Below are 26,640 nucleotides of genomic sequence, written 5' to 3'. Positions count from 1 at the left end.
CTCGATTTGCTATAATAAAGAAAATCCGCCTCGAAAGGATGCTTCTCTATGAACAAACTGACGATTACCGGTTTCTCCGACGAAATTTCCCCCGCCTTTGACCAACAGCTGGCCGCCCTTGGAGAGTTCCAGGTCACCCACCTGGAGCTGCGGGGCGCGGACTCTGTCAATGTCTCAGACCTGACCCCTGCCCAGCTGCAAGAAATAAAGGCCAAGCTGGCAGCCGCGGGTATACAAGTATCCTCTATTGGTTCCCCCATCGGGAAAATTGGCATAGAAGAACCCTTTGCCCCCCACCTGGAAAAACTGAAACGCACCCTGGAGATTCAGAAAGAGCTTTCCGCCCCCTATCTGCGCATGTTCAGCTTTTATCTCCCCCAAAACGCCCTGCCGGAAGATTACCGCTCCCAGGTGCTGGAACGCCTGGGAACCATGGTGGAGGAAGCTACCCGCTGGGACGCGGTACTCCTCCACGAAAACGAAAAGGGCATTTTCGGGGACGCCGCCCCCCGTTGTCTGGAACTGATGGAAGCCCTCTCTGGCCCCCACTTTGGGGCTGTGTTTGACTTTGCCAATTTTGTGGAGGTGGGCCAGCCTACCCTGGAGGCCTATCAGCTGCTAAGTCCCTACATCCGGTACATTCACATTAAGGATGCCACCGCGGAAAAGAAAATTGTGCCCGCCGGCCAGGGCGTGGGGCATGTGAAGGAGATTCTCAGCCAGCTGATTACCGGAGGTTGGCGGGGCTTCCTGTCTTTGGAGCCTCACCTCACCGACTTTGCCGGGCTGGCGGCACTGGAAAAGGACCCGGCCAAAAGAGAGGGCGTTTTGGACGGAAAGTCTGCCTGGAAGCTGGCTCTAAATGCCTTACGGGAGATTCTGGAGGGCATTCCCGCCGCTAAGGAGGCAATGGCATGAACAAACTAACTTGCGCTGTGGTGGGATGCGGAGGTATCGCTCATGTACATAGCGGCGCGCTAACCCGCCAGGAAACCGCCCAGCTGGCGGCTTTTGCCGACATCCGTCTGGAGCGCGCCCAGGCCTTTGCCCAGGAATTCGGCGGCAAAGCCTACGGCTCTCTGGAAGAACTGCTGGACCAAGAAGCCCTTGACGTGCTACACATCTGCACACCCCACTACCTGCATGTTCCCATGGCCCAGGAGGCTGCCCGGCGGGGCATTCATGTGTTTACTGAAAAGCCCCCGGCCATGACCCGTGCCCAGTGGGAGGCTTTTCAACAAATAAAAGGGGTCCGTCTGGGGGTCTGCTTCCAGAACCGCTATAACCCCAGCGTGGCCTATGTACGGCAGCTATTCGACTCCGGCAGGCCTGGGGCTGTGCTGGGAGCCAGGGCCTTTGTCACTTGGCATCGGGACGCCCCCTATTATACCGAGAGCGGCTGGCGGGGCGCCCTCTCTACCGAGGGCGGCGGCGTGCTCATCAACCAGTCCATCCATACCCTGGACCTAATGGTACAGTTTTTAGGTCAGGGCCAGGTTCTGGGGGCCAGCCTAGCTAACCGGCACCTACAGGGAATCATCGAAGTGGAGGACACCCTGGAGGCTGCTATAGACTTTGGCGGCAAAACCGGTCTATTCTACGCCACCACTGCCCACTGCACAGACTCTCCCGTCCTGCTGGAGCTGACTTGCGAAAACGCCACCCTGCGCCTGGAGGGCGAAGAGGTCACAGTCCGCTGGAAAGACGGCTCTATCGAGCGGCAAGATTTCTCCCAAGCCTCCCACTTGGGAGGCAAAACCTACTGGGGAGCCAGCCATGGACGCTGCATAGAGGACTTTTACCGCTGCGTCCTCAGCGGCGGGGCCTTTCGCAATGACATCTCCGGCGTGGCGGACACTGTGGAGCTGATGTTAAGGCTGTATGAGACCGCAAGAGCTTCTTAAAAAGTCCACACGAATGCGAGTCCCCAGGGGACAGCGGACTGGTCTCTATCTCTCCCCTGGATGTACTGCCTGAAACACAGCCCCAAACCGGGGCTTACACAAAAAAAGAGCCACCCAGGCGGCTCTTTTTTATTTTTTGTTTATTCAAGTGCTGTCCAGAAGAAACCCGCCGGAAATGAGAGTCTCAGCTTTTCCAGGCCACTTAAAGCAAAAGAAGTTTAGGGCTTGTTTGAAATTGAAACATCCAAAACGCCGACTTTTTGCCCAGAAGAGGCCATCTTCCGCGTCAAAAATCCTCATTCCCTCTATGTTTCAATAAGCCCTAAGCGTGCTTTTGCCCCTTGCGGAAAAATTCCCTTTGTGCTATATTTATGCGGGAAAGAATTTTCATCAGTGATGTCGAAAGGCCAGCCTTATGGACTTGTGCTTTTCGGGAAAGGAACATAGACAATGAAGCAATATGACGCGGCCATTATCGGTGCGGGCGTTACCGGCTGTGCTATTGCCCGGGAACTCTCCCGGCGGCAGGGCAGCTTTCTGGTGGTGGAGCGGGCCTTAGACGTGTGCGAGGGGACCAGCAAGGCGAATTCCGCCATTGTCCACGCAGGCTTTGACGCCCTGCCCGGCTCTCTAAAAGCCAAGATGAATGTGGAAGGCAGCCGGATGATGGACCAGATTGCAAAGGAACTGGACGTGCCCTTCCGGCGCATTGGGGCTCTGGTGGTTTGCCTGGACCCCGCCGGGCTGCCCCAGCTGGAGGCCCTGTACCAGCGGGGCATAGAAAACGGGGTGGAGGGCCTGTCCCTATTAACCGGAGAAGAGGCCCGAGCCCTGGAGCCCAACCTGACAGATGCCGTCTGCGGGGCGCTGCTGGCAAATACCTCGGGGGTGGTCTGCCCCTTTGAACTAACTCTTGGCCTGGCGGAAAACGCTGCCCACAACGGAGTAGAGTTTCGCTTTGACACAGAAGTTACCAGCCTGGAAGCAGTGCCGGAAGGCTGGCTGCTAAAAACCAACGGCGAGGACATTCTGGCTCGGGCAGTGGTAAACGCCGCCGGGGTCCATGGAGCTTGGCTGCACAATATGGTCTGTGAGAAGAAACTGAATATCATTCCCCGCAAAGGCGAGTACTGCCTTTTGGATAAGACTGCCGGGGGGCACGTGGGCCGCACCATCTTCCAACTGCCGGGGAAAATGGGCAAGGGGGTGCTGGTAACCCCCACTGTCCATGGCAACCTGCTGGTAGGCCCCACGGCGGAGGACTCCCCGGACCCAGAGGATACGGCCACCACGGCCCAGGGCCTAAGGGAGGTGGCGGAAAAGTCCGCCTGGGGGGTCAAGGGCGTTCCGATGCGCCAGGTAATTACCTCCTTTATGGGCCAGCGAGCCCATGAAGCTGGAGACGACTTTGTTCTGGCCCAGTCCGCCCCTGGCTTTTTCGACGCGTCCGGCATCGAGTCCCCAGGCCTTTCCAGCGCTCCGGCCATTGGCGTGCACATGGCCGGGATGGTCGCTGAAGCCCTGAACTTAGCAGAAAAAGAGTCCTTTGACCCCATCCGCCGGGGTGTTCCAAAGTTGGCGGAGATGGACCTGGAGGAACGGGCTAAAAAAATTGCGGAGGACCCCCGGTACGGCAGCATTATCTGCCGCTGCGAAGAGGTCTCGGAAGGGGAGATATTAGACGCCATCCACAGCACCCTGGGCGCCAAAACCCTGGATGGAGTGAAACGCCGGACTCGGGCGGGCATGGGCCGCTGCCAAAGCGGCTTCTGCTCCCCTCGGGTCATGGAGATTTTGGCCCGGGAACTCTCCATGGACCTCACCCAAGTGCGCAAAAACGGTCCCCAGGCCCAAATCGTCTTAGAAAAAACCCGGAAGGAGGAGAACTAGGTGGAACACGACATTGTGATTATCGGGGGGGGACCCGCCGGCCTGGCCGCCGCCATTGCCGCCCGGGAGGCCGGCGTCCAGGACGTACTGATCTTGGAGCGGGAAAAGGAACTGGGCGGCATTTTGAACCAGTGCATTCACAATGGGTTTGGCCTGCATACCTTTAAAGAGGAGCTTACTGGGCCCGAATACGCTGCCCGCTATATTGATAAAGCCCTGGCCCTTGGCATTCCCTATCAGTTAAGCGCCACCGTGGTGGACCTAAAGCAGGAGGGAAACCGGGTGAACGTAGTCTCTGTCAGCCGCCAGGAGGGCCTGCTGCAAACCAGAGCCAAGGCGGTGGTGCTGGCTATGGGCTGCCGGGAACGGCCCCGGGGAGCCCTGAATATTCCCGGCACCCGTCCAGCGGGTATTTTTTCCGCTGGCACCGCCCAGCGGCTGGTAAACCTGGAGGGGTACCTGCCGGGCCGGCGTATTGTGATTTTGGGCAGCGGGGACATTGGGCTGATCATGGCCCGGCGCATGACCCTGGAAGGCGCTAAGGTTCTATGCGTGGCCGAGCTGATGCCCTACTCCGGCGGGCTGAAGCGGAACATTGTCCAGTGCCTACAGGATTATGGCATTCCCCTAAAGCTTAGCCACACAGTAGTGGACATTCGGGGCAAAGAGCGGGTTACTGGGGTAACCATTGCCCAGGTGGACGAGCGCCTAAAGCCGGTCCCAGGCACGGAGGAGGACTTTGACTGCGACACCCTTCTGCTTTCCGTGGGGCTGCTGCCGGAAAACGAGCTCTCCAAGGCTGTGGGCGTAGAGCTGGTCCCAGCCACTGGCGGGCCAAAAGTTAACGAGAGCCTGGAGACTAACATTCCTGGGGTATTTGCCTGCGGCAACGTGCTGCATGTCCATGACCTGGTGGACTATGTTTCGGAGGAAGCGGTCCAGGCCGGGCGCAGTGCAGCCCGGTTTGTCCAGGGGACTGTGTCTGCCGCCCAGGAAGAGCTTTCTCTTGTCCCTGCCGGAGCGGTGCGCTACACGGTGCCCTGCACCATCTCCCCCCAGCGCATGGGGCCAGATGCCGTAGTGCGCTTTCGGGTGGGGCAGAACCTGCGGGACGCGGTGGTCACTGTGCGCACCGCAGACAAAGAACTGCTGCGCCGCAAACGGCCTGTAATGGCCCCGGGGGAGATGGAGCAAGTCCTTTTGAAAAAAGAATGGCTGGAAGGGGCGGAGGGCCCGATTATCATAGACGCAAACACTGTAAGCACTGAAAGGGAGGGCATGTAAATGGCTATAATAGAATTGACCTGTATCAGCTGTCCCCTGGGCTGCCCCCTAAAGGTGGAGACCGACGGACAGGGCCAGGTGCTCTCTGTTAGCGGAAACACCTGCAAGCGGGGAGAGGCCTATGGAAAAAAGGAGGTTGCCGCCCCCACCCGGACCGTTACCTCTACGGTACGGCTGGTGGGCGGATGCGCTCCGGTGCTGCCGGTGCGCACCCGCACGGACGTCCCGAAAGACAAAATTTTTGACTGTATGAAAGCTATCCGCCGTGTTGCAGCCCAGGCCCCGGTGGCCATAGGTGATGTGATCTTGGCGGACATCGCTGGCACAGGGGTAGACCTAGTTGCCACCCGGGCGGTGGAAACGGAGGCGCCAGTTTGCTAAGAAATAACATCAACACTATCCTCCTCGACCTGGACGGCACCCTGCTGCCCATGGAAACCCAGCGCTTTACCAACACCTATTTCCAGCTGCTGGCCCAAAAGGCCGCGCCCTTTGGCTATGAGGCCAAAAGTCTGGTGGCCGCGGTGTGGAAGGGCACAAAGGCCATGATACAGAACGATGGAAGCATGAAAAACGACGCCCGGTTCTGGCGGGTATTCGCCGGAGAACTGGGGGAACAGGTGCTGGAAATGCGGCCTGTCTTTGACAGTTTCTATGCCAACGAGTTTCACGGGGCCCGGTCCGCCGTAGAGGAGAACCCCCTGGCTAAAATTGCGGTAGACAGCCTGAAAGCAAAGGGCTATCGGGTGGCGCTGGCCACAAATCCGCTGTTCCCCGCAGTGGGGGTGGCCACCCGGCTGGGTTGGCTAGGGCTGCGGCCCCAGGACTTCGCCCTGGTGACCAGCTACGAGGGCTGCTCTTACTGCAAGCCCAACCCCCTATATTTTCAGGAAGTTTTGCGCAATCTCTCCGCCCGGCCCGAAGAGTGCCTCATGGTGGGAAACGACGCCCTGGAGGACGCTGTAGCGGCAGGACAAGCCGGGATAGAGGCCTACCTTATTACCAACTGCCTGGAACATGAAGAGTACGCGGAGGCCTCGGGGGCGCAAATGGGCAGCTTTCAAGAATTTTTGAAATTCGCCGGGGTGGAATAATGGCCCCCGCCCGCCCAATACTAAAACCACGGGCCTGTAGCCCCGGCAAAACCGTCTTGTGGGCCAGGCTGGTCCTGGGGCTCTCCTTCCTCTGCCACCTCCCCCTGCCGCTAAAGCAGAAGAACTTTCCGCCACAGCCCGCTCTTTGGGCGCGCTACGGCTTTATGGGGGTTCCGCTGGGGGATTCCTGGGCCTTTGCCTGGTTCCAGCGGCAGCGCTGGCGCATATGTTATTCAGCCCTTGCTTTTTAGCTGCTATAGAGTATAATTTAATAGGTGGGACGCTAATTCTGCCGGGGATAACGGTAACCCGCGGATTATCTCTTTTCGCCGCCCCGCTTTTCGTTCTTGCTTTGACCCCAATATTATTTTGTTAGGAGGCATCATTTATGTCCGTGAAAACCTTTACAACCGATAATTTTGACCAGGAGGTCCTGGGCTCCTCTATCCCCGTCTTGGTGGATTTTTGGGCCGAGTGGTGCGGGCCCTGCCGCATGTTTTCCCCCATTGTGGACGAGTTCGCCCAGGAAAACCCCGAGGCCGTGGTGGTGGGCAAGGTCAACGTGGACCAGCAGCCCGACCTGGCCGGCCGCTACGGCGTGATGAGCATTCCCACCGCCATTCTCTTTAAAAACGGCCAGCCTGCCGCCACGCTGGTGGGTCTTCAGCCCAAGACCGCCCTGGAGGAGCTCATCAAATAGTGGAAAACCAAGTATACGATATGCTCATTGTGGGCGGAGGCCCCGCAGGCTACACCGCCGCTCTATATGGGGCCCGGGCCGGGCTTTCTGTACTCTTGCTGGAAATGCTGGCCCCTGGGGGCCAGATGGGCACCACGGACTGGATTGACAACTATCCGGGCTTTTCCCAGGGCATAAACGGCTTTGAACTGGCCATGCAGATGAAAGAGGGCGCCGAGCGCTTTGGCGCCAAAACCCTGTTGGCCCAGGCCACCGGGCTGGAACTTAGCGAAAAGATAAAGACAGTCCGTACCGCCAAGGAGGCTTTCCAGGGCCGCACCGTGGTGCTTGCCACAGGGGCCAGCCCCCGTGAGCTGGGCCTCCCCAATGAGCGGGCTTTGCGGGGCCGGGGGGTGTCTTACTGCGCCACCTGCGACGGCATGTTCTACCGGAACAAAACCGTAGCCGTGGTGGGCGGGGGCAATACCGCTGTGGCGGACGCCCTGTACCTGACCCGGCTATGTGAAAAGGTGTACCTCATCCACCGCAGAGACAAGCTGCGGGCCCCAAAAAGCCAGCAGGAGCTGCTGGAACAAACCCCGGGGGTAGAGATGATCCTTAACAGCCAAGTAAAGGAGCTCTTGGCCGGGGACCGGCTCACCGGGCTTTTGGTGGCGGATAATGCCACGGGCCTGCGCCGGGCTCTAACCTGCGCGGGGGTGTTTATGGCTGTGGGCCAACGGCCCAATTCAGAGCTGCTGAAGGGCCAGGTGGATCTGGACGCCCAGGGCTATGTGGCGGCGGACGAGACTACCCGCACCAACCTGCCGGGCGTATTCGCCGTAGGCGACCTGCGCCAAAAGCCCCTGCGCCAGGTGGTTACCGCCGCTGCGGACGGAGCGGTAGCGGCCCATTTTGCCCAGGAATATTTAGGCGGATAAGGACCCGCAATAAAAGCCGCGCCCACCGGGGAGCGGCTTTTGGCTTTAGGGGCAGTGTGAAAGCGGGAAAGCATGGGGAAAACTGCGCCATTTCCCCAAAACTCAAGCTTTACAAAAGCTTTTAAGTATGCTAGAATAATGCGAGTACCCTTCCCTCGGACCAAACCGGGCCCCACCGACCCTGGCCTGTGGGTATGGGTGAATTTTTAAAGAGGGGCAGACCGCCCTCTTAAGAAAGGTGAATTGTTATGACCAAATCCCAGAAAACCGAGATCATCCAAAAGTATGCCCGCCACGAGGGCGACACTGGCTCGCCCGAAGTGCAGATTGCTGTGCTGACGAAGCGTATCAACGACCTAACCGAGCACCTGCGCTCCAACAAGAAGGACCATCACTCCCGCCGGGGCCTGCTGAAAATGGTTGGCCAGCGCCGCAGCCTTTTGAACTATCTAATTAAAATCGACATTGAGCGCTACCGCTCTATCATTGCCGAGCTGGGCATTCGTAAGTAATTTTTCCACCCTCGAGGAATATTGGGTTGGGCGGCGGTATGCCCGCCGCTCTTCCTGTATTCTTACCGCAAAGACCGCGCCCTTTGATGGACCCCTGTTTTACAAATAAACCAGCCGTAGACCTTGGGCCTGGGCTTGCTTATTTGTCAAACAGGACCATCGGGCGTCAACGATAACCCGCCCCCTGACCGGGGGAGAAAGGAATACCATCATGTTTGAGAATTTCAAGCGGTTTGAAACAGACTTTGCCGGCCGGCCCCTTGTCATTGAAACCGGCAAAATGGCCCAGCTGGCCAACGGCGAGTGCCTGGTGCGCTATGGCGAGACCGTGGTGCATGTGGCCGCCACCGCCTCTGCCAAGCCCCGGGACGGCATCGACTTCTTCCCGCTTTCTGTAGACTTTGAGGAAAAGCTTTACTCTGTGGGAAAAATTCCTGGCTCTTTTTTAAAGCGGGAGGGCCGCCCCAGCGAAAAGGCCACCCTGGTCTGCCGGATGATTGACCGGCCCATCCGTCCTCTGTTCCCCAAGGATATGCGCAACGACGTAGCCATTGTCTGCACCGTAATGTCTGTGGACCAGGACTGTTCGCCGGAGATCGCCGCTATGGTGGGCACCTCCATTGCCCTGTCCATCTCAGATATTCCCTGGAACGGCCCCATTTCCGGGGTTTCCGTGGGCTTAATCGATGGAGAGTTCATTATAAATCCCAATGCCGCCCAGCGGAAGGTGAGCGAAATGGCCGTTACCGTGGCTTCCACCACCCAGCGCATTGCCATGATTGAGGCCGGAGCCAATGAGATCTCCGACGAGGTGATGTATAACGGCATTATGGCCGGCCACGAGGCCAACCAGCATATTTTACAGTTTATCCAGGGCATCCAGGCGGAGCTGGGCAAAGAGAAGTTCTCTTACCCCAGCAATGAGCCGGAGCCGGAGATGTTTGAGGCCATTAAGAGCTTTGCCGAGGACGACGTGCGCGCCGCTTTGGACACGGACGATAAGAACGTGCGGGATGAACGTCTGAAGCCTGTCTATGAGAAAGTGCACGAGCGTTTTGACCCGGAATATCCAGAGCAGGAGGCCAAAATTGACGAGTGCCTGTATAAAACCCAGAAGTACGTGGTCCGCCGCTGGCTGCTGGACGAACAGAAGCGGGTGGACGGCCGTGGTATGGACGACATGCGGCCCTTGGCCGCCGAGGTAGCCCTGCTGCCCCGCACCCATGGCTCTGGCATGTTCACCCGGGGCCAGACCCAGGTGCTTACCGTGGCCACCCTGGGGTCCATCCGGGACAACCAGCTGCTGGACGGCATTGACGAGGAGGAGAGCAAGCGGTACATCCACCACTACAACTTCCCCTCCTATTCTGTGGGCGAAACACGTCCCAGCCGAGGCCCTGGACGCCGGGAGATCGGCCACGGCGCCCTGGCCGAGCGGGCTCTGGTGCCTGTGGTGCCCAGCATTGAGCAGTTCCCCTATACCATCCGCCTGGTCAGCGAGGTGCTCTCTTCCAACGGCTCCACCTCTCAGGCCTCTATCTGCGGCTCCACCCTGGCGCTGATGGACGCGGGTGTGCCCATCAAGGCCCCAGTGGCGGGCATTTCCTGCGGCCTGATCACAGAAGGCGACCGCTGGATGACCATGGTGGACATCCAGGGCATTGAAGACTTTTTCGGAGATATGGACTTTAAAGTAGGCGGTACTAAGAAGGGCATTACGGCCATTCAGATGGATCTGAAGATCAGCGGCCTGACCCCTGAGATGGTAAAAGAGGCCCTGGAAAAGACCCACAAGGCCCGAAACTATATTATTGACGAGATCATGCTTAAAGCCATTCCGGATGTTCGGCCCCAGCTCTCCGCTTACGCACCCAAGATGCTTTCCATGCAGATCCCTGTAGACAAGATCCGCGAAGTTATCGGCACCGGCGGCAAGGTCATCCAGAAAATCTGCGCCGAGTGCGAGATTACCATGGATGTGGAAGAGGACGGCCATGTGTACATCTCTGGTCTGGATATAGAGAAGTGCCACCGGGCTATGGATATTGTGGATACCATTGTTAACGACCCAGAGCCGGGCAGCTACTATAACGGCCGGGTGACCAGGCTTATGGACTTTGGCGCGTTTGTAGAGATTGCCCCGGGTAAAGAGGGGCTGGTGCACATCTCCCGGCTGGACATTAAGCGCACCGAGAAGGTTACCGACGTGGTAAACGTGGGCGATGTGGTAAAGGTGAAGGTGCTGGAGATTGACGACAAGGGGCGGCTAAACCTCTCCCGCCGGGACGCTTTGATTGACCTGGATGGCGCGGTGCCGGAAAACGACATCAGCAACGACCGGGGGCCCCGCCGGGACCGGGACCATGACCGCCGTCCTCCCCGCCGGGACCACGACCGCCGGTAAGGGATAATTGCCCTGGAAGCTTGGTATAATATTAAGAGAATTGTAAAATGACCCCCGGCAGGTAAAAGCTTGCCGGGGGTTTTTGGGAAGGGATTTCCCTCCCATCCGCAGAAGACTCCATGTCTCCCTCTTTAACACTTCCATTTTCTTGGAAGCGGCATGTTTGGGTTGACCATTCTTTGTTGTGAAGCAATGAATGCTGTGTAAAATCGACAAAGTCTTTTGCTTAAAAACCGGCTCTATCGATTTTTAAGCGCCTTTACTATAGTGATTGACAAATCCGGTAAAATCCATTAAAATAATAAGGTATAGCATATTGGATATTTTTGGGCTGCTGAAAACGGGCCGCCCACAGAAACGCAAAAGAAAGCACACAGCGCTTATCTCAAACGCGGCGGCTTCCGGCCCCGTAAGAAAGGAAGAGGTCATAATCATGAGCTTTAATATCCTTGGCACCGGCAGCTTTTTGCCCCAGCGGGTGGTAACAAACCAAGACCTGTCTGAAATGGTGGAGACCTCGGACCAGTGGATTACCCAGCGGGTGGGGGTAAAGGAGCGCAGAGTGTGCACCACCGAAACCGTCACGGATTTAGGGGCGGAGGCCGCCCGGCGGGCCCTGGAGGACGCGGGGGTTTCTGCCAGAGAGCTGGACCTGATTATTGCCGCGACCATCAGCGCAGACACCATTTCTCCTGGGCTGGCCGGGATGGTGCAGAACCGTCTTGGCGCCAGCTGCCCTGCTTTTGACATTAACGTAGCCTGTCCGGGCTTTCTTTTTGCCATGGATGTGGCCGCGGGTTTCTTTGTACGGAAAACTGTCCGGCGGGTGCTGGTGGTCAGCGCAGAACGAATGAGCGGCCTTCTGGACTGGACCGACCGGGGCACCTGCTGCATCTTCGGGGACGGCGCCGGGGCGGTGGTTCTGGGCGAGGGCAACGGCTATATAGCCAGTGAGCTGCACACCAAAGGCGGGGACGATGTGATCCATATTCCCACCGCGTGGGACAATTCCCCATTTTATCAGGTACAACGGGATAAAAACTGCGTTTTTATGAAAGGGCAGGATACCTATAAATTCGCCGTTACCTCTATGGTCAATGACATCCGCTCAGTGATGGAAAAGGCCGGTATCACCGGGGAACAGGTGAAAGCCGTGATCCCCCACCAGGCCAACCTGCGTATTATTAACGAGGCGCGCCGGCGTCTGCCGGAAATTGCCCCAGAGCGTTTTCTTGTGAACATTGACCACTGCGGCAATACTTCCTCGGCCAGTGAGCCGATTCTTTTAGACGAGGCTGCCCGGGCGGGAACCTTCCAGCCTGGGGACTATATAGTAATGGCTGCCTTTGGCGGAGGTTTATCCAGCGCGGCCTGTGTCCTGCGCTGGGCAAAATAGGCTCGGGCGCGTGTTTTGCCTTTGGCGGCTGATTGGTTGGCGCCGTGCCTCTTTGCGTACAAGGCAGCAAAGCGGTGTTTGAATGTTTGGGGGAAAAAAAAGTGAATATTTCGTTATTTTCCAATCAATATCATGTTCGGAAGATGTGTGCCGATGATGTAGCTGAAATATACAAATTATGCTGTAAAAACAGTTTATACTATCAATACTGTCCACCGTTTGTATCAGAACAGAGCATTATGGATGATATGAATGCGCTCCCTCCCAATAAGGAAATGTGCGATAAGTATTATCTGGGATTTTATGATGGGGAAAAACTGATTGCTGTGATGGATTTCATCATGGCCTATCCGGATTCATCAACAGCCTTTATTGGATTTTTTATGACGGATGTGTCCATACAGAATTCTGGAACAGGGAGCAAGATCATCAACGACCTGTGTGCTTATCTGTCCTGTATCGGGATGGCGAATATCCGCCTTGGTTGGGTAAAAGGGAATCCTCAAGCAGAACATTTTTGGCACAAAAATGGTTTTAGGGAAACAGGAGTTACATATGATACGGAAAACTATACCGTAATTGTTGCCCAGCGAGGTTTATAAATTCCAGTTTATCGGGGAGTTTGCAAAATCAGCAGAAGGCTGAATGTGACATGTCGGTCAGGACCAAGCCAGAGTTCTTAATTAATAAAGACTCATACATAATGTTATATAGAAAGGAAACCCTTCATGATCAAATCACCTCTTTGCGACCTTTTGGGCATCCAATACCCCATTTTCCAGGGCGGCATGGCCTGGATCTCCGACGGCAAGCTGGCCGCCGCTGTGTCCAATGCCGGGGGCCTGGGCATTATCTCTGCCATGAACGCCAACGCCCAGTACCTAAAGGAGCAGATCGACCTGGCCCGCAGCTTGACCGACAAGCCCTTTGGCGTGAACATTATGCTCATGTCTCCCTTTGCTCCAGAGGTGGCCGAGCTTACCGCTAAGGAGCGGGTGGCCGTGGTCACTACCGGCGCGGGAAACCCTGCCAAATATATGCCCGCTTGGCTGGATGCCGGGGTGAAGGTGGTCCCTGTGGTAGCCTCGGTGGGCATGGCCAAGCTGGTAACCAAAGCCGGGGCTTCGGCGGTAATTGCCGAGGGCGGCGAGTCTGGCGGCCACGTGGGGGAACTGACCACCATGGTACTGGTGCCCCAGGTGGTGGATGCCACCCCACTGCCTGTGCTGGCGGCGGGGGGCATTGGAGACGGCCGGGGCATTGCCGCCGCCTTTATGCTGGGGGCTGTTGGCGTGCAGGTGGGCACCCGGTTCCTGGTGGCTCATGAGTGCGGGGTCCATCAAAATTATAAAAACAAGATCCTAAAGGCCAATGATATTTCCACCATGGTTACAGGCAAGCGCCTGGGCCACCCAGTGCGGCAGATCAAGAATCCTTTTGCTAAGGAGTTTCTGAAGGCTGAGTACAGCCAGATCTCTGACGAAAAGCTGGAGGCCATGGGCCGCGGGGCCCTGTACCGGGCCGCTGTGGAGGGCGATGAGAAAACCGGCGACTTTTTGGCCGGGCAGATTGCTGGTATGGTGAACCGGGAGCAGCCCGCCGCCCAGATTATCCAGGAGATGTTCCAGGAGGCCGAGGATGTACTGAAAGGGGCGGAAAAATGGGTAAGATAGCCTTTGTATTTGCGGGCCAGGGGGCCCAGTATCCGGGTATGGGGCAGTCTTTGTACCAGTGCAGCCCTGCCGCCCGAACTGTGTTTGATCTGGCCGAAGAGCTGCGCCCCGGCACCCGGGAGCAGTGTTTTTCTGGCACAGCCGAGTTACTTTCCACCACTATAAATACTCAACCCTGCCTGTACTGCGTGGACCTGGCTGCCGCCAAGGCCCTGGAGGAAAAGGGCGTCCATGCGGACTTTGCCGCCGGGTTCTCCCTGGGGGAGATCCCGGCTCTGGCCTTTGGGGGTATTCTCAAGGAGCGGGATGGTTTTAGCTTTGTGTGTAAACGGGCCCAGGCCATGCAGCAGGCTGCGGAGGAAAACCCCGGCGCTATGGCTGCCGTGCTGAAGCTGAGCCACCAGCAGGTGGAGGAGCTGTGCGGACAGTTTTCAAAGGTGTGGCCCGTAAACTACAACTGTCCCGGACAGCTGGTGGTGGCGGGCGAGCCGGCACAGCTGGCGGAGTTTCAACTAAAAGTAAAAGACGCGGGAGGGCGGGCTGCGCCTTTGGCAGTAAGCGGAGGATTCCATTCGCCCTTTATGGAGAGCGCCGCCATTCAGCTGGAAAAGGTCCTGGGTGAGACATCTTTTGCCCCGGGCCGCCTGCCTGTTTATGCCAACTATACAGCCCAGCCCTATGGAGAGGACCCGGCAAGATGGTTGGTGAACCAGGTAAAGAGCCCTGTGCGCTGGCAGGAAACCGTGGAGGCCCTAATCCTCCAAGGGGTCGATACCTTTATAGAATGCGGCCCGGGTAAAACCCTATGCGGGCTCATCAAGAAAACAGACAAGACCGTACGAGCGCTGCCGGTACAGGATGAGGAGAGCCTAAAGGCCGCGCTGGACACTATGGGGATATAGGAATTACGCCTAACTGCTCAGCGCTGAGTGTATCCTGCCGAGACGCGGAGAAGTTCGCCAGGGAGACTGTTCTGACCCAGTTGAGTGGACGGACGAGACCAGCGGAACCGGACAAAACATTTGCTGTGCGTCCCTTGGTGGGAGCCGTGAACCAGATGTGTTCTTTTTCGGTTCTCCTGGATCTTCTTGGGCGTTTCTATATTATTATATTTTATTTTGGAGAGGAGTACCCAAAATGAAACTGGAAGGAAAAATTGCTCTTGTTACCGGCGGTTCTCAGGGCCTGGGCCGTGCCATTGCTTTGAAACTGGCGGAACATGGCGCGGACATTGCCATCGCGTATGTGGGCCCCGAGAAGCCTGCCCTGGACACCTGTGGGGAGATTGAGTCCATGGGCCGCCGGGCAAAGGCCTATATCTGCGACGTGCGGGACGAGGCTGCTGTGAACAACACCGTAAAGTCTGTGGTCCAAGACCTGGGCAAGGTGGATATTCTGGTAAATAACGCTGGTGTAACCCGGGACGGCCTGATGGTAAGCATGAAAGACGAGGACTATAACATGGTGCTGGACATCAACCTAAAGGGCGCTTTCCATATGATTCGCGCCTGTTACCGGGACTTTATGCGCAGGCGTAGCGGCAAGATTATTAATATCAGTTCCATTGCCGGCCTGGTGGGTAATGTGGGCCAGGTGAACTACTCCGCCTCTAAAGCCGGGCTCATCGGCCTCTCGAAATCTGTGGCCAAAGAGCTGGGCAGCCGGGGGATTTGCTGCAACTGCATTGCCCCTGGGTTTATTGAAACCGATATGACAAAAAATATTACTGCGGACAATCCGCTGCTGATGCAGGTGCCCATGAAGCGCATGGGCTCGCCAGAGGACGTGGCTAACGCGGCCTTGTTTTTGGCCTCGCCTGAGTCCGACTACATTACTGGCGAAACCATCCGGGTGGACGGCGGTTTAGCCACGTAGCTATAAGCAGCTTAGCCACATAAGCAATAGACCGGCTTTGGTCCATGCAGTAATGCGCCGGCCTAATTCCATATGATGGAAACGCAAATGTACAGTTGTTAAAGCGAATCTTACTGCTCCCTTCTTTGGAAGCTTGAAAGGATGATCTACCCTTGAATCGGGTTGTAATTACCGGAATGGGCGCTGTGACGCCTATTGGCAATGATGTGGAAAGTTATTGGAACAGCCTTGTCTCCGGCAGGTGCGGAGTGGGGCCCATTACGAAATTTGATGCCGGAGACTTCAAGGTCAAAGTGGCCGCTGAAATAAAAGACTTTGACCCCAGCCGGTATATGGACAAGGGGGACTTACGCAAGTTCGATCTCTTCTGCCAGTACGCACTGACCGCCGCCGGGCAGGCTGTGGAGCAGAGCGGCATTCTCCACACCATCGCCCCAGAAGAGGTGGGCGTATACTTTGGCTCCGGTATCGGCGGCATCGGTACCTTTGCCCAGCAGCAGCGTATTTTAGACGAAAAGGGCCCCCGCCGGGTATCCCCTTTCTTTATCCCCGCCCTGATCATCAACATGGCCGGTGGGCTAATTGCCATTAAGTACAATTTCCAGGGCGCGGCGGTCTCTTCTGTTACTGCCTGTGCCACGGGAAACAATGCGATTGGCGAGGCTTACCGGGCCATTAAGCACGGTTATTTGACCGCCGCCCTGACCGGTGGCGCAGAGGCGGCCATCGTTCCCCTGGGGCTGGCGGGTTTTTCCAACATGAAGGCTCTTTCCACCACAGAGGACCCCGCCGCCGCCTGTGTACCTTTTGACGCACGGCGCAACGGCTTTGTGATGGGCGAGGGCGCGGGAGCTTTGATGCTGGAGGAGTATGAGCACGCAAAAGCCCGAGGCGCGGAAATTCTGGGTGAGTTGTGCGGCTATGGCGTTACCTGTGACGCCCACCATATTACCGCTCCTAATCCAGAGGGTTCTGGCGGAGGCCGCGCCCTGAAACTGGCCTATGACGAGGCTGGCGGCTGCGCCGACCCCGCAAAGATCTATATCAATGCCCATGGTACCAGTACTCCCTTGAACGATGCCTGCGAGACAAAAGCCATTAAGCTGGGTTTGGGAGAGGATGCTGCCCGGGCCTGCCTGGTGAGCTCTACCAAGTCCATGACCGGCCACATGCTGGGGGCTGCCGGAGCTGTGGAGGCCATTGCCTGTGTGCTGGCCCTGAAAAACGGTGTGGTTCCGCCCACTATTGGTTATCAGGAGCCAGACCCAGAATGCGACCTGGACTATGTGCCAAATACCGCGCGTCAGGTAAACATAGAGCTAGCTCTATCTGCCTCTTTAGGCTTTGGCGGACATAACGCCTACTTAGCGTTTAAAAAACTTTGAAAGGCGGCATGGTGATGGATATAAAATCAATTGAGAGTCTGGCCCGGCTCATGAAGGAAAACGCCTTGACCTCTTTGGAGCTGACCCAGGACGGGGTAAGCCTAAAGCTGGAACGAGTCAATACTGTCGCCCCTGCCCAGGCCCTAACGGCCTCACCCTTTTCTCCCGCTCCGGTAGAGCCGGATCCGCCCCCAAAAAATGGTACCCTTGTGCTTTCGCCCACCGTGGGGGTATTCTATGCGGCCCCCGCGCCGGATAGTCCGCCTTTTGTGGAGGCGGGCGCTAAAGTGCGCAAAGGAGACACCCTATGCATTATTGAGGCCATGAAACTGATGAACGAGATTCCCGCCGAAATAGACGGTACGGTGGCGGAAATTTGCGTAGGCAACGGCCAGGTGGTGGAATATAACCAGCCCCTGTTCCGCATTGTGCCGTAAGGGAGGGCCGAGGCGTGAATCGAGACGAGATTAAGAAAGTGCTGCCCCACCGGGAACCCATGTTATTGGTGGACCAGGTGGAGTTAGTTGACGGCAAAAGCCAGGGTAAGTACCAGGTACGAGGGGACGAGTTCTTTTTGCAGGGACACTTCCCAGGCAATCCGGTGGTGCCAGGCGTCATTCAGTGCGAAATGCTGGCTCAATCCGCATGCGTGCTGCTCATTGGCCAGGCCGAAGGTATGACACCCCTGTTCACGGGCCTACAAAATGTGAAGTTTCGGGGGCAGGTAAAGCCCGGGGATGTATTTGAGAGCCAGTGCGAACTGGTACGCAGCCGGGGGCAGTTCTACTTTGCCAAGGGGACCGGCCGGGTAAACGGCAAGGTCTGCGTTTCGGCGGAGTTCTCTTTTGCATTGGTAAAGGTGGACGCGGAGTAAGAGTTTATTTCTTGGAAGTAATGCGGAGCGGTTTCATTGCCGGTTCGGGACGTTCGCTGCTGGCGGCCCAGGAAAAGTACCGAAGTTTCCAAACGTTCCCGCTCTCACCCGGCTTTCTGCTTTGTGGCAGGGGCTGTGGCTGGCCCGTATTAGAAATAGTTTCGCCAGCCTTTTCCAAAGGCTGCGGGGTGTGGGGCAGAGGGTCCCACGGCCTTCAGGGCTGCGGGGTGTGACAAAGGCCCCAGGGCCTTTAAGAAAGGGGTGGACGCATGTTCACAAAAATTCTAATTGCCAACCGAGGCGAGATTGCGGTCCGGATCATTCGAGCCTGCAAAGAAATGGGCATTTCCAGTGTAGCGGTCTATTCTCAGGTGGACCGGGAGTCCCTGCATGTGGGGCTAGCGGACCAGGCCGTGTGTATTGGCGGAGCCAGGGCTGAGGACAGCTACCTGAATGGAGAACGGATTATCAGTGCGGCAGTGGCTACCGGCGCCCAGGCCATCCATCCTGGCTATGGTTTTTTGTCTGAGAACGCTGAATTCGCTGGCATGTGCCGCAAATATGGTATTACCTTTATCGGCCCTCCAGGGGACGTGATTGCCAAAATGGGTGACAAAGACGCGGCCCGTCGCTTGATGAGGGAAAACGGTGTGCCCACCACCCCTGGCACCCAGGTTCTGGCCACTGTGGAAGAAGCAAAGGCCGCTGCTAAAGAGCTGGGCTATCCGGTAATGGTAAAGGCCAGCGCTGGGGGTGGCGGAAAGGGTATCCGCCTAGTAGAGCGCCCCGAGGACCTGGAGCGGGCCTTTTTGACCGCTTCCGCTGAGGTGGAGAAAGCCTTTGGAGATGGGCGGCTCTATATGGAAAAGTATCTGGCCCCTGTTAAGCATATTGAGGTACAGCTGTTGGCAGACACCACAGGCCGGGTAGTTTGCCTGGGGGAGCGGGAATGTTCCATTCAAAAAAACAACCAAAAGCTTATTGAGGAATCGCCCTCGCCTGGAGTGAACCCTGAGACCCGGCAAAAGCTTATGGAGGCCGCCACCAAGGCCGCTAAGGCAGCGGAATATGTCAATGCGGGTACTGTAGAGTTTTTGATGGACAAGAGCGGGAATTTCTATTTTATGGAGATGAACACCCGTTTGCAGGTAGAGCACCCAGTAAGCGAACTGGTTACCGGTGTGGACATTGTCAAATGGCAGATCCGTATTGCCGCGGGGGTGCCCCTTGACTTTTCCCAAGAGGACATTGACCTGCGGGGCGCGGCAATTGAGTGCAGGATCAACGCGACCCATGCCAGCCAGGTACGTTTTTTCCATCCACCGGGGGGGCCCTGGGTGCGGTTTGATACCCTGCTGTACCAGGGGTATGACATCTCTCCCTATTATGACTCCATGCTGGGTAAGCTTATTGTTTATTCCTCTACCCGGGAGGAGGCCATCCGTAAAATGCAGTCCGCTCTATGCGAACTGATTATAGACGGAACCGGAAACAATATTGAAGAGCAGATTGAGATTGTTCGAGACCGGCAGTTCCGGGCCGGGGACTACTACACAGACTTTATGAAATACTTTAGACCAAAAGGCTAAGGAGGGCGCAGGCTGATGAATTTGATGGGACTGTTCCGCTCGCCCCAAAACGAGCTGGAAAAGGGCGGCAAAGAGGCCGAGGACAGCGGTATTCGCAGTGCCTGCCCCCGCTGTGGGGTACAGCTGCCCTTAAGCGACCTACAAGAAAACATGAATGTGTGCACTGCTTGCGGCTATCATTTTCGCATGGGGCCTCGGGAGCGTATTGGTTATATTGCGGATGAGGGCACCTTTGAAGAATTAGACGCGGACTTGATTAGCCGGGACATTTTGGGGTTTCCCAACTATGACCAGAAGCTGCGCAACGCCCGGCTTTCCTCCCGAGAGAAAGATGCTGTGGTATGCGGCACCGCCCAGGTGGGGGGGCATCCCTGCGCCCTATTTATTATGGACTCTAACTTTATGATGGGAAGCATGGGTACTGTGGTAGGGGAAAAGATCACCCGCTTATTTGAGTATGCCACCAGCCTAGGCGCTCCAGTAGTAGGCTTTACGGTCTCTGGAGGGGCGCGGATGCAGGAGGGGATTCTCTCGCTAATGCAAATGGCCAAAACCAGCGCCGCTGTGGAGCGCCACAGCCAGGCGGGGCTCTTTTACCTGACGGTGCTGACCGACCCCACCCTGGGCGGTATAACCGCCAGCTTTGCCATGGATGGAGACATCATCATGGCCGAGCCCGGGGCCACCATTGGCTTTGCCGGGGCCCGGGTGATTGAGCAGACCATTCGAAAAAAGCTGCCCCAGGGCTTTCAGACAGCGGAATTTCTTGTAGAGCACGGCTTTGTAGACCTGATTGTGCCCCGGGACCGGCAGAAAACAGTGATTGCCCAGCTGCTGGCTCTGCACGGGTCTGGGCATATGGTGCCCGCTATGTTTGGAGGTGACTAGTTTTGAGCGCGTATGACAAAGTGGTTTTAGCACGGTCCAAGGGACGTCCCACGGGTCTTGTGTATATTGAAAATGTATTTGACGATTTTATTGAGCTCCACGGCGACCGGCGCTTTTCTGACGATCCGGCTATTGTAGGCGGCTTGGCGTCTCTAGATAGTCATCCGGTAACGGTGATTGCCATTGAGAAAGGCGCGGATACCAAGGAACGGGTGCGGAGAAATTTTGGTATGCCAAATCCAGAGGGCTACCGGAAAGCCCTGCGGCTGATGAAACAGGCGGAAAAGTTCCGCCGGCCGGTGGTGTGCTTTGTGGATACCTCTGGGGCCTACTGCGGTTTGGGGGCCGAGGAGCGGGGCCAAGGGCAGGCTATTGCTGAAAATTTATTAGAGCTCTCTTCATTGCGTACACCTGTGATCTCCATTCTAGTAGGGGAGGGGGGCAGCGGCGGAGCTTTGGCCCTGGCCTTGGCAGATCAGGTGTGGATTCTGGAAAATGCGGTATACTCCGTTATTTCACCAGAGGGCTGTGCCAGTATCCTATGGAAGGACGCTAAAAAAGTAAAAGACGCTGCTGAGTGCCTGCGTTTGACCGCTCAGGATATGCAGGAGCTGGGTATTGTGGAGCAGGTCATTCCTGAGGAAAATTTTGAGGACTCTTACGTGCAGATTCGAGATCAGCTGGCAGAGATACTGCCTGGTCTGCTGGCAAAGCCCACAGAGGAGCTGTTAGAAGAGCGGTATAAGCGGTTTCGAAAGTTTTGAGAGTGCGCGGAGGAGGGATGAGCCAGGGGTCTCGGAATGGGCGCCAACTGTTCCCGCCATTCTTCCTGTTCAGAAAGAGCATCTGCCTGGTTGCGTACAGCTCATTCATAAGAGCTTCCTTACTGTAGCGGAGGACTTTGGTTTCACCCCTGAAAATGCGTTTAGGTTTACGGCATTTGCCATTACCCAGGAACGTCTAGCCCAGCAGCTAGCTGATCCAGACTGGCTGCTGTTTGTCTGCTGGTATAATGGACAGCTGGCGGGATATTACTCCATACATTTTCAAAATCATGCTGTGTGTGAGATAAATCATCTCTGTATAGACCCTTCCCTTTGTCACAAAGGGAAGGGCCAGGGGCTGTTGGAGCATGCTTTTGTTCAGGCACGCCAACGTCCTTGCAAGAAGATGGTCCTTGGTCTTGTGGAGGAAAATCTAGTGCTGAAGAGATGGTACCAGAGTTTTGATTTTTTCCCCTTTACTTGTGGGTATATGGAGAAGCTACTTTAGGAGGACAGCATGGAAAATATCCGCACGGAGTTTGGCAGCGAGAATCTTGATAAAATTTTCAGATACTTTATGCGCACCATCCTGCGCATTGAGAAGGCCGGGATACTGGCTTTGCCCGTTGAAAATGATCTGGCTGGGGAGACCCAGCGCTCATACTTAGATTTAGCAGTACGAATGATTACAGATGCCCAGCCGGAAGAAGTGGCTAGGCCCATTTTGGAATCCCAGTACAGTTTTATTTTGAATAATACTTCGCTGCCGCCTGAGGCCGCTATGGAAATGTGGTTTATTCGGGAACTGTCTTTGCATATTCATTATGACAAGGACCCTAGTGAGTTTTTACTGCGCTCTGGTAACCTATGGGGCCCGCTGACCGAAGAATTTGCCTGTCGCACTTTCTATCCAAATTTTGATGAGGAGTGGCAGAAGATGCACTATGTGGATGATGTTATGGCTCATATTCCCGAGGAACTACTGCGCCCAGAAGATTATTAATTTAAGAGTTCAACGAAATGTAACCGCTCTCTGAAAAAGAGAGCGGCTTTTTTACGTCTTTTTTATAGATTGCCCCATTATCTTCATCTCCTGTGGCACGAAAAAGGTCCTTTGGGACAAGTCTTTCTTAGAACTTCCATTTCAAATTGCCAATTCTATGTCTTTATTTTGCCAGTTGTAATATATAGTTAACTTCCACTCAGCGGCGAAAAAGGCCGGCTGAGAATCTAAAATTTAAGAGGGTTGAAATCATGAACAAAAGCAAGTTTCTGAAGAAATCACTTGCGATGCTTCTGGCCATCATGATGGTCGTCGCAATGATTCCGCTCAGTGCTGCGGCGGAGGATGCTCCCACAGATCCCGCACCGACTCCGGAGCTAAAGCATCCGGACGTCACCGCGAACAACCGCACAGCAACCTATGCTGACGGCAAATATACTGTGACGGTATATGATACCACCACAGTAAGCCTGGCATGGGTCACCGAGCCTGACTACGAGCTAACCATTACCACAGCTCGTAACGTCAAGCGCAAGCTTCCGGTGAACGGCATTGACCTGCTCACCGAGGCTACCAAGGTCTCCGACAATGTTTATACCATTGACCTGGAGATTAAGGACACCGCTAAGGAGAACGCTGTGGAGAATACCTCCATCGAGTTCACCGTGGGGACCACCGTGCCCAACGACGACACCACTCTGCGCGCCATCCGGCCCAACCAGAGCTGGCGCGAGGGCACCACGGACTACACCTTTAAGGGCATTAAGGGCACTGTGGATAACGAGAACGCGGTTATCACCATTGTGCTGCCTCTGGGCATGACCCGCGAGGACGTAGGTCTGGGCGACGGCGTTAATGGTGCCGGTTCCTTCGGCAACACTACTAACGCCACCTCTGTAGGCGACATCCAGTTCCGCCGGGTGTTCGTTCCCTCCTCCGCTCATGCCGAGATCAGCTACAAGGACGGCGCAAACCAGATGGAGAGCATCGTCACCGTAACCGCTCCCGACAAGCACACCAAAAACTACACCGTAAAGTTTGTGCATGAGGCCGCCTTGAGCGACGTGGGTGTAAAGCTGGTTGCTAGCAAGGACCATTACAACACTGCTCTCCCTGCCGACGAGGGCGTGCTGGACAGCGATGGCAAGACCCTGGTCTACACCATTTTGGTGCCTGACTTCAACATTGCCAACACCCAGGCCCATGTGCTCTTTAATCATGACGAGAACGTTCTGCGGGTAGAGGACCCCAACACAGACCTCATTTGGGCCAATGCTTATGATGATACCGACGATGAGCCCATTAAGAGTGAGCAGAACACCATCACCTTTACTGCCAAGAATGGCACCCTGGTTGCCTACCTCAACGTAAAGACCGAGGCTAACTACGACGATGGCGTTACCACCGAGCCTTCTTACTTTAAGAACGTGAAAATCGTCCTGCGTGACAAGGCTACCGCCACCACCGCAGGCACTCCCGAGATGATCACCTTCCAGCTGAACGGCTACGAGGCCAAGTGGAACTTTGGCGGCCTGCCCACCAGCTTTGACTACATGGTAGACAGCAACTATATCTACCGTGACGGCGCTGGCGTGCATCCTGCCCGTATCAGCCTACGTACCGACAGCGAGGCTGTTATCTCTGTGCCTGCCCAGGACGACGATAGCGATGGAAGCTACTGGAAGGTAGTGGCCACTGCTACCGGGGCTGACCTGTATCTGGATAAGCCCAACCTCAACTCCGCTACCTACATCGACAATCTGGACACCGGCGACGGCAGCTTTACCATTCGCGTGGCAAATCCGTCTGACGCCACCAAGTTTACGGATTATAAGATCACCATTAAGCGTGCCCAGAACGCCGGTACCGACATTCAGCGCGCCTACCTGGTGAACGGCAAGGGCGAGATGGTCTACGAAGCCACCAAGACCGCTGGCACCCAGGACTTTGTGTTCCGGGTACCGGAGAGTGTTTATGCGGCTAACAGCACAATCGTTGATGTTCCCGCTGTTCAAAAGAAGATTAACAACGCCCCTACTCAAATTCTGTTCCCTGGAACAGCTGATGCCAATAAGTTCACTATATCAGTGAATGGTGGTGGCGATTTCGCAGCAAATCTAGCTACAGTTCTTGCTGATATGGGCATTGATGATGAAAGTGATCTGAAGATTGTTTGGAACGATACTTCATCCTGTATGGATCTTCAGGCTAAGAAAAATGGTGCCTATGTAGTGATTGCTGAAGGTGAAGGCAGCGCTGCGGATAAGAAAGTTATTACATTTACTGGTCTGGATACAAATGATACTGAGATTTGTACTATTACAAACACGAATGCCTCTTTGGGTACTGACAATCCTAGTGTTGCCACATGGCTGAAGCAATTTGTGGGTAGTGGGTATATTCTGAAAAACGATGCAGGTACGACGACTACTACGTTTACTGCACCGAAGGACGCTACTTATATACAAACCCTGCACAGCAACCTGACCGGTCTGTACCTCATTCTGGAGTCCAGCGACGGCGCTGTGGTAACCCCCGGCGGCCTGTGGCGCGGCACCAACACCTACACCAATACCCTTGGTGACAGCGTGTGGACCGTAGACCCCGGTACTCGTTACTGGAGTCAGTTTGCCAAGGCCAACTACTACACTGAGACTGAAAATGGCAAAACCACCCTGGGTGACCTGTGGAACATCAGCTACCTGCTGAACAAGACCCGCAACGCCCCTGGCACCACTGCTAACACCGACGTACTGATTCTAAGCGTTAGCAACAACAACGACGAGACCCACAAGGGCGTGTGGACCATCTCCTTTGAGAAGGAGAAGTCCAACGGCAGCTCCTCCAACAACAAGGAAGCAGAGCTGGATCTGATCGGCGCTTCTACTGCCCTGGAGGAGGACCTGCTCCACGGTGGCCGGACCATGACCAACTTTGCTGCTCTGGCAAACCGTTATGCTGCTACTCCTACCGCAGCCCCTGACGTAAATCGTGCCGACGCTCCTTACATCGGTACCATGGGCGGCCACAACTACTATGCCAAGGCTGACCAGAAAATTGAGATTCTGCCCATCCCCAATGGCAACGGCAAGGAATACGCCATTAAGATCCATGTGCCCGAGGACTTCGGCGTAAACGCGGCTACTAACGCTGCCGTTAACGAGACCATTTACCTGGATGGCCTGACCTCTTCCGCCAATTCCACTGTGTACCGTGCAGATGCCAATACTCCCACTACCTATAACGCATATACCAATGATGATGATAACTGGTATGTACCTTATCTGGTGGATGGCATAAGCCTGGATATGGATGATCAGACTAAGGCTGGTAACGGTGTTGCTGCCAAGCAGTTCGCGATCGACTGCACAACTTCAAATGCCGATTTGGCCGCTTGGTCTGCCGACGGCAAGGGCTTTACTCCCAGCCGTGTTTCTGAAACTAACAAACTGTACGTGGTAAGCCAGGACGACGCCGCTAAGTGGGCTGCTGCCAGTGTAGGCAACGACCCCAATAAGGCCGCTGCTGCCGCCACCCGCGTGTACTATGTGACCGTGGTGAAGGATAAAGCCAAGACTGGCGACAGCCTGGTGAACGTTTCCGGCAACGACAAGGTGAACGCTACTGCTGGCCGTTACTACAAGACCATCAACATCGACGTTCCCTATAGCTACAACTGGAACACTTACCGCGACAACGATAGCAAAGACTTCAAACTGACCTGGACTGTGGACGACGGCGCTGTTCTGCTGAACGCTGCCGACGATACCACCCGCAAGCCCTTTAACACTGCCGACGCGGCCCTGGATCCCTATTTCACCAAGATGAACGACCAGAACCGTGTGGACAATTCTATCGACAGCGACACTACTTTCTTTGTAAAGGACAACGAGCTGTGGATTATTGACCCCCTGACCGGCGATGAGACCCAGGTAACCGGCATGGGCGCCAACACCAAGTACCTCTACCAGCTGTGGGGCACCATTCTGGGCAAAGAGGCCGAGCTCCATGTGTACAACGAGAACCAGCACACCATGGATAACTACCGCTTGCAGCTGACCATTAACGGCATTGACAAGCAGGCCAATATCCTCAGCCTGCGCGTGGACGAAACTCCCGCCGAGCTGGACGTTGACACCCTCACCGCCAAGGTTGACCTGACCCATGCGGAAGAAGTAGATATTACCAAGGTGCGCCTGGACATTACCGTGTCTCCTATGGCCACCATTGAGAGTGTGGACGGCGAGGAATATGACCCTGCCGACCACTTGAAGACCTTTAACCTGAGCAATCCCATTCCCATTGTTGTGGTTGCCGAGGATGGCGTGACCAAGAATGTGTGGACCCTGTCCGCCAATGAAATCATCGAGCCCACCCCGAGCCCGACGCCCAGCGAGAAACCGAGCCCGAGCCCGACGCCGGACTTTGACGTGCTTGAGAAGTACCCCGACCTGGCTGGCATTAGTGCCGGAACATTGGAAGAAA

Annotated in this window: 25 protein-coding genes; all 25 read left to right on the top strand. The window is 55.9% G+C overall.

The window, feature by feature from the left end; genetic code table 11:
- Positions 1 to 48 precede the first annotated feature (48 nt).
- Positions 49 to 918, top strand: coding sequence for a sugar phosphate isomerase/epimerase family protein (locus U8U68_RS05780; protein WP_322199883.1), 870 nt, complete (start codon positions 49 to 51; stop codon positions 916 to 918).
- A complete protein-coding gene (locus tag U8U68_RS05775) occupies positions 915 to 1,904 on the top strand; it encodes a Gfo/Idh/MocA family protein (protein WP_322199882.1) in 990 nt (329 codons plus the stop codon). The genes U8U68_RS05780 and U8U68_RS05775 overlap by 4 nt, the downstream gene beginning before the upstream one ends.
- Positions 1,905 to 2,129: 225 nt before the next feature.
- Complete coding sequence (locus U8U68_RS05770; protein ID WP_322199881.1) at positions 2,130 to 2,351, top strand: hypothetical protein; 222 nt, start codon at positions 2,130 to 2,132, stop codon at positions 2,349 to 2,351.
- 3 nt (positions 2,352 to 2,354) lie between these two features.
- The gene (locus U8U68_RS05765) at positions 2,355 to 3,794 is read left to right on the top strand and encodes an NAD(P)/FAD-dependent oxidoreductase (protein WP_322199880.1); all 1,440 of its coding nucleotides are present in this window, start codon (positions 2,355 to 2,357) and stop codon (positions 3,792 to 3,794) included.
- Positions 3,795 to 5,078 (top strand): NAD(P)/FAD-dependent oxidoreductase, encoded by a 1,284-nt coding sequence (locus U8U68_RS05760; RefSeq protein ID WP_322199879.1) that lies wholly within the window; start codon positions 3,795 to 3,797, stop codon positions 5,076 to 5,078.
- Positions 5,079 to 5,459 (top strand): DUF1667 domain-containing protein, encoded by a 381-nt coding sequence (locus U8U68_RS05755; protein WP_322199878.1) that lies wholly within the window; start codon positions 5,079 to 5,081, stop codon positions 5,457 to 5,459.
- Entirely contained in the window at positions 5,453 to 6,172 is a 720-nt protein-coding gene (locus tag U8U68_RS05750; RefSeq protein WP_322199877.1) for an HAD family hydrolase, read from the top strand. The genes U8U68_RS05755 and U8U68_RS05750 overlap by 7 nt, the downstream gene beginning before the upstream one ends.
- A gap of 388 nt (positions 6,173 to 6,560) precedes the next feature.
- Positions 6,561 to 6,872, top strand: a complete 312-nt coding sequence (gene trxA / locus U8U68_RS05745) for a thioredoxin (RefSeq protein ID WP_322199876.1) — start codon at positions 6,561 to 6,563, stop codon at positions 6,870 to 6,872.
- Complete coding sequence (gene trxB, locus U8U68_RS05740) at positions 6,869 to 7,792, top strand: thioredoxin-disulfide reductase (protein ID WP_367575798.1); 924 nt, start codon at positions 6,869 to 6,871, stop codon at positions 7,790 to 7,792. Before trxA ends, trxB begins: the two co-directional genes overlap by 4 nt.
- Before the next feature lie 248 nt (positions 7,793 to 8,040).
- Entirely contained in the window at positions 8,041 to 8,304 is a 264-nt protein-coding gene (rpsO, locus tag U8U68_RS05735) for a 30S ribosomal protein S15 (RefSeq protein WP_322199874.1), read from the top strand.
- Between the two features lie 211 nt (positions 8,305 to 8,515).
- Complete coding sequence (locus U8U68_RS05730; RefSeq protein ID WP_322199873.1) at positions 8,516 to 10,708, top strand: polyribonucleotide nucleotidyltransferase; 2,193 nt, start codon at positions 8,516 to 8,518, stop codon at positions 10,706 to 10,708.
- A gap of 433 nt (positions 10,709 to 11,141) precedes the next feature.
- Complete coding sequence (locus tag U8U68_RS05725; protein ID WP_322199872.1) at positions 11,142 to 12,104, top strand: beta-ketoacyl-ACP synthase III; 963 nt, start codon at positions 11,142 to 11,144, stop codon at positions 12,102 to 12,104.
- A gap of 32 nt (positions 12,105 to 12,136) precedes the next feature.
- Entirely contained in the window at positions 12,137 to 12,706 is a 570-nt protein-coding gene (locus tag U8U68_RS05720) for a GNAT family N-acetyltransferase (protein WP_322199871.1), read from the top strand.
- A gap of 126 nt (positions 12,707 to 12,832) precedes the next feature.
- Positions 12,833 to 13,777, top strand: a complete 945-nt coding sequence (locus U8U68_RS05715) for a nitronate monooxygenase (protein ID WP_322199870.1) — start codon at positions 12,833 to 12,835, stop codon at positions 13,775 to 13,777.
- Positions 13,765 to 14,679, top strand: a complete 915-nt coding sequence (locus U8U68_RS05710; protein ID WP_322199869.1) for an ACP S-malonyltransferase — start codon at positions 13,765 to 13,767, stop codon at positions 14,677 to 14,679. The genes U8U68_RS05715 and U8U68_RS05710 overlap by 13 nt, the downstream gene beginning before the upstream one ends.
- Positions 14,680 to 14,914: 235 nt before the next feature.
- Entirely contained in the window at positions 14,915 to 15,652 is a 738-nt protein-coding gene (gene fabG / locus U8U68_RS05705) for a 3-oxoacyl-[acyl-carrier-protein] reductase (protein ID WP_322199868.1), read from the top strand.
- Positions 15,653 to 15,804: 152 nt separating this feature from the next.
- Positions 15,805 to 17,037, top strand: coding sequence for a beta-ketoacyl-ACP synthase II (fabF, locus tag U8U68_RS05700; RefSeq protein WP_322199867.1), 1,233 nt, complete (start codon positions 15,805 to 15,807; stop codon positions 17,035 to 17,037).
- A 14-nt stretch (positions 17,038 to 17,051) separates the two neighbouring features.
- On the top strand, positions 17,052 to 17,474 hold the full coding sequence (accB, locus tag U8U68_RS05695) for an acetyl-CoA carboxylase biotin carboxyl carrier protein (RefSeq protein ID WP_322199866.1): 423 nt from the start codon (positions 17,052 to 17,054) through the stop codon (positions 17,472 to 17,474).
- Between the two features lie 14 nt (positions 17,475 to 17,488).
- A complete protein-coding gene (gene fabZ, locus U8U68_RS05690; protein WP_322199865.1) occupies positions 17,489 to 17,911 on the top strand; it encodes a 3-hydroxyacyl-ACP dehydratase FabZ in 423 nt (140 codons plus the stop codon).
- Between the two features lie 269 nt (positions 17,912 to 18,180).
- Positions 18,181 to 19,500, top strand: a complete 1,320-nt coding sequence (locus tag U8U68_RS05685; RefSeq protein WP_322199864.1) for an acetyl-CoA carboxylase biotin carboxylase subunit — start codon at positions 18,181 to 18,183, stop codon at positions 19,498 to 19,500.
- A gap of 24 nt (positions 19,501 to 19,524) precedes the next feature.
- Complete coding sequence (gene accD, locus U8U68_RS05680) at positions 19,525 to 20,388, top strand: acetyl-CoA carboxylase, carboxyltransferase subunit beta (protein WP_437124417.1); 864 nt, start codon at positions 19,525 to 19,527, stop codon at positions 20,386 to 20,388.
- Between the two features lie 2 nt (positions 20,389 to 20,390).
- The gene (locus U8U68_RS05675; protein ID WP_322199862.1) at positions 20,391 to 21,152 is read left to right on the top strand and encodes an acetyl-CoA carboxylase carboxyltransferase subunit alpha; all 762 of its coding nucleotides are present in this window, start codon (positions 20,391 to 20,393) and stop codon (positions 21,150 to 21,152) included.
- Complete coding sequence (locus tag U8U68_RS22320; protein WP_367575797.1) at positions 21,130 to 21,660, top strand: GNAT family N-acetyltransferase; 531 nt, start codon at positions 21,130 to 21,132, stop codon at positions 21,658 to 21,660. The genes U8U68_RS05675 and U8U68_RS22320 overlap by 23 nt, the downstream gene beginning before the upstream one ends.
- A gap of 9 nt (positions 21,661 to 21,669) precedes the next feature.
- A complete protein-coding gene (locus U8U68_RS05670; protein ID WP_322199861.1) occupies positions 21,670 to 22,155 on the top strand; it encodes a hypothetical protein in 486 nt (161 codons plus the stop codon).
- Between the two features lie 251 nt (positions 22,156 to 22,406).
- Positions 22,407 to 26,640, top strand: a 4,234-nt coding sequence (locus U8U68_RS05665; RefSeq protein ID WP_322199860.1) for a hypothetical protein, incomplete at its 3' end; no start/stop codon positions are given.

Source organism: Acutalibacter intestini, from assembly GCF_034334985.1.
Classification (GTDB): Bacteria; Bacillota; Clostridia; order Oscillospirales; family Acutalibacteraceae; genus Acutalibacter; species Acutalibacter intestini.
This window is presented reverse-complemented; position numbering and strand designations above follow the sequence as displayed.

Bases quoted from the DNA above. Each gene is read 5' to 3' on its own strand.
- accB (WP_322199866.1), top strand. From the start codon at position 17,052: ATGGATATAAAATCAATTGAGAGTCTGGCCCGGCTCATGAAGGAAAAC.
- U8U68_RS05715 (WP_322199870.1), top strand. From the start codon at position 12,833: ATGATCAAATCACCTCTTTGCGACCTTTTGGGCATCCAATACCCCATT.
- U8U68_RS05755 (WP_322199878.1), top strand. From the start codon at position 5,079: ATGGCTATAATAGAATTGACCTGTATCAGCTGTCCCCTGGGCTGCCCC.
- accD (WP_437124417.1), top strand. From the start codon at position 19,525: ATGGGACTGTTCCGCTCGCCCCAAAACGAGCTGGAAAAGGGCGGCAAA.
- U8U68_RS05780 (WP_322199883.1), top strand. From the start codon at position 49: ATGAACAAACTGACGATTACCGGTTTCTCCGACGAAATTTCCCCCGCC.
- U8U68_RS05730 (WP_322199873.1), top strand. From the start codon at position 8,516: ATGTTTGAGAATTTCAAGCGGTTTGAAACAGACTTTGCCGGCCGGCCC.
- U8U68_RS05685 (WP_322199864.1), top strand. From the start codon at position 18,181: ATGTTCACAAAAATTCTAATTGCCAACCGAGGCGAGATTGCGGTCCGG.
- U8U68_RS05670 (WP_322199861.1), top strand. From the start codon at position 21,670: ATGGAAAATATCCGCACGGAGTTTGGCAGCGAGAATCTTGATAAAATT.
- U8U68_RS05775 (WP_322199882.1), top strand. From the start codon at position 915: ATGAACAAACTAACTTGCGCTGTGGTGGGATGCGGAGGTATCGCTCAT.
- U8U68_RS05725 (WP_322199872.1), top strand. From the start codon at position 11,142: ATGAGCTTTAATATCCTTGGCACCGGCAGCTTTTTGCCCCAGCGGGTG.
- U8U68_RS05710 (WP_322199869.1), top strand. From the start codon at position 13,765: ATGGGTAAGATAGCCTTTGTATTTGCGGGCCAGGGGGCCCAGTATCCG.
- trxA (WP_322199876.1), top strand. From the start codon at position 6,561: ATGTCCGTGAAAACCTTTACAACCGATAATTTTGACCAGGAGGTCCTG.
- rpsO (WP_322199874.1), top strand. From the start codon at position 8,041: ATGACCAAATCCCAGAAAACCGAGATCATCCAAAAGTATGCCCGCCAC.
- U8U68_RS05765 (WP_322199880.1), top strand. From the start codon at position 2,355: ATGAAGCAATATGACGCGGCCATTATCGGTGCGGGCGTTACCGGCTGT.
- fabG (WP_322199868.1), top strand. From the start codon at position 14,915: ATGAAACTGGAAGGAAAAATTGCTCTTGTTACCGGCGGTTCTCAGGGC.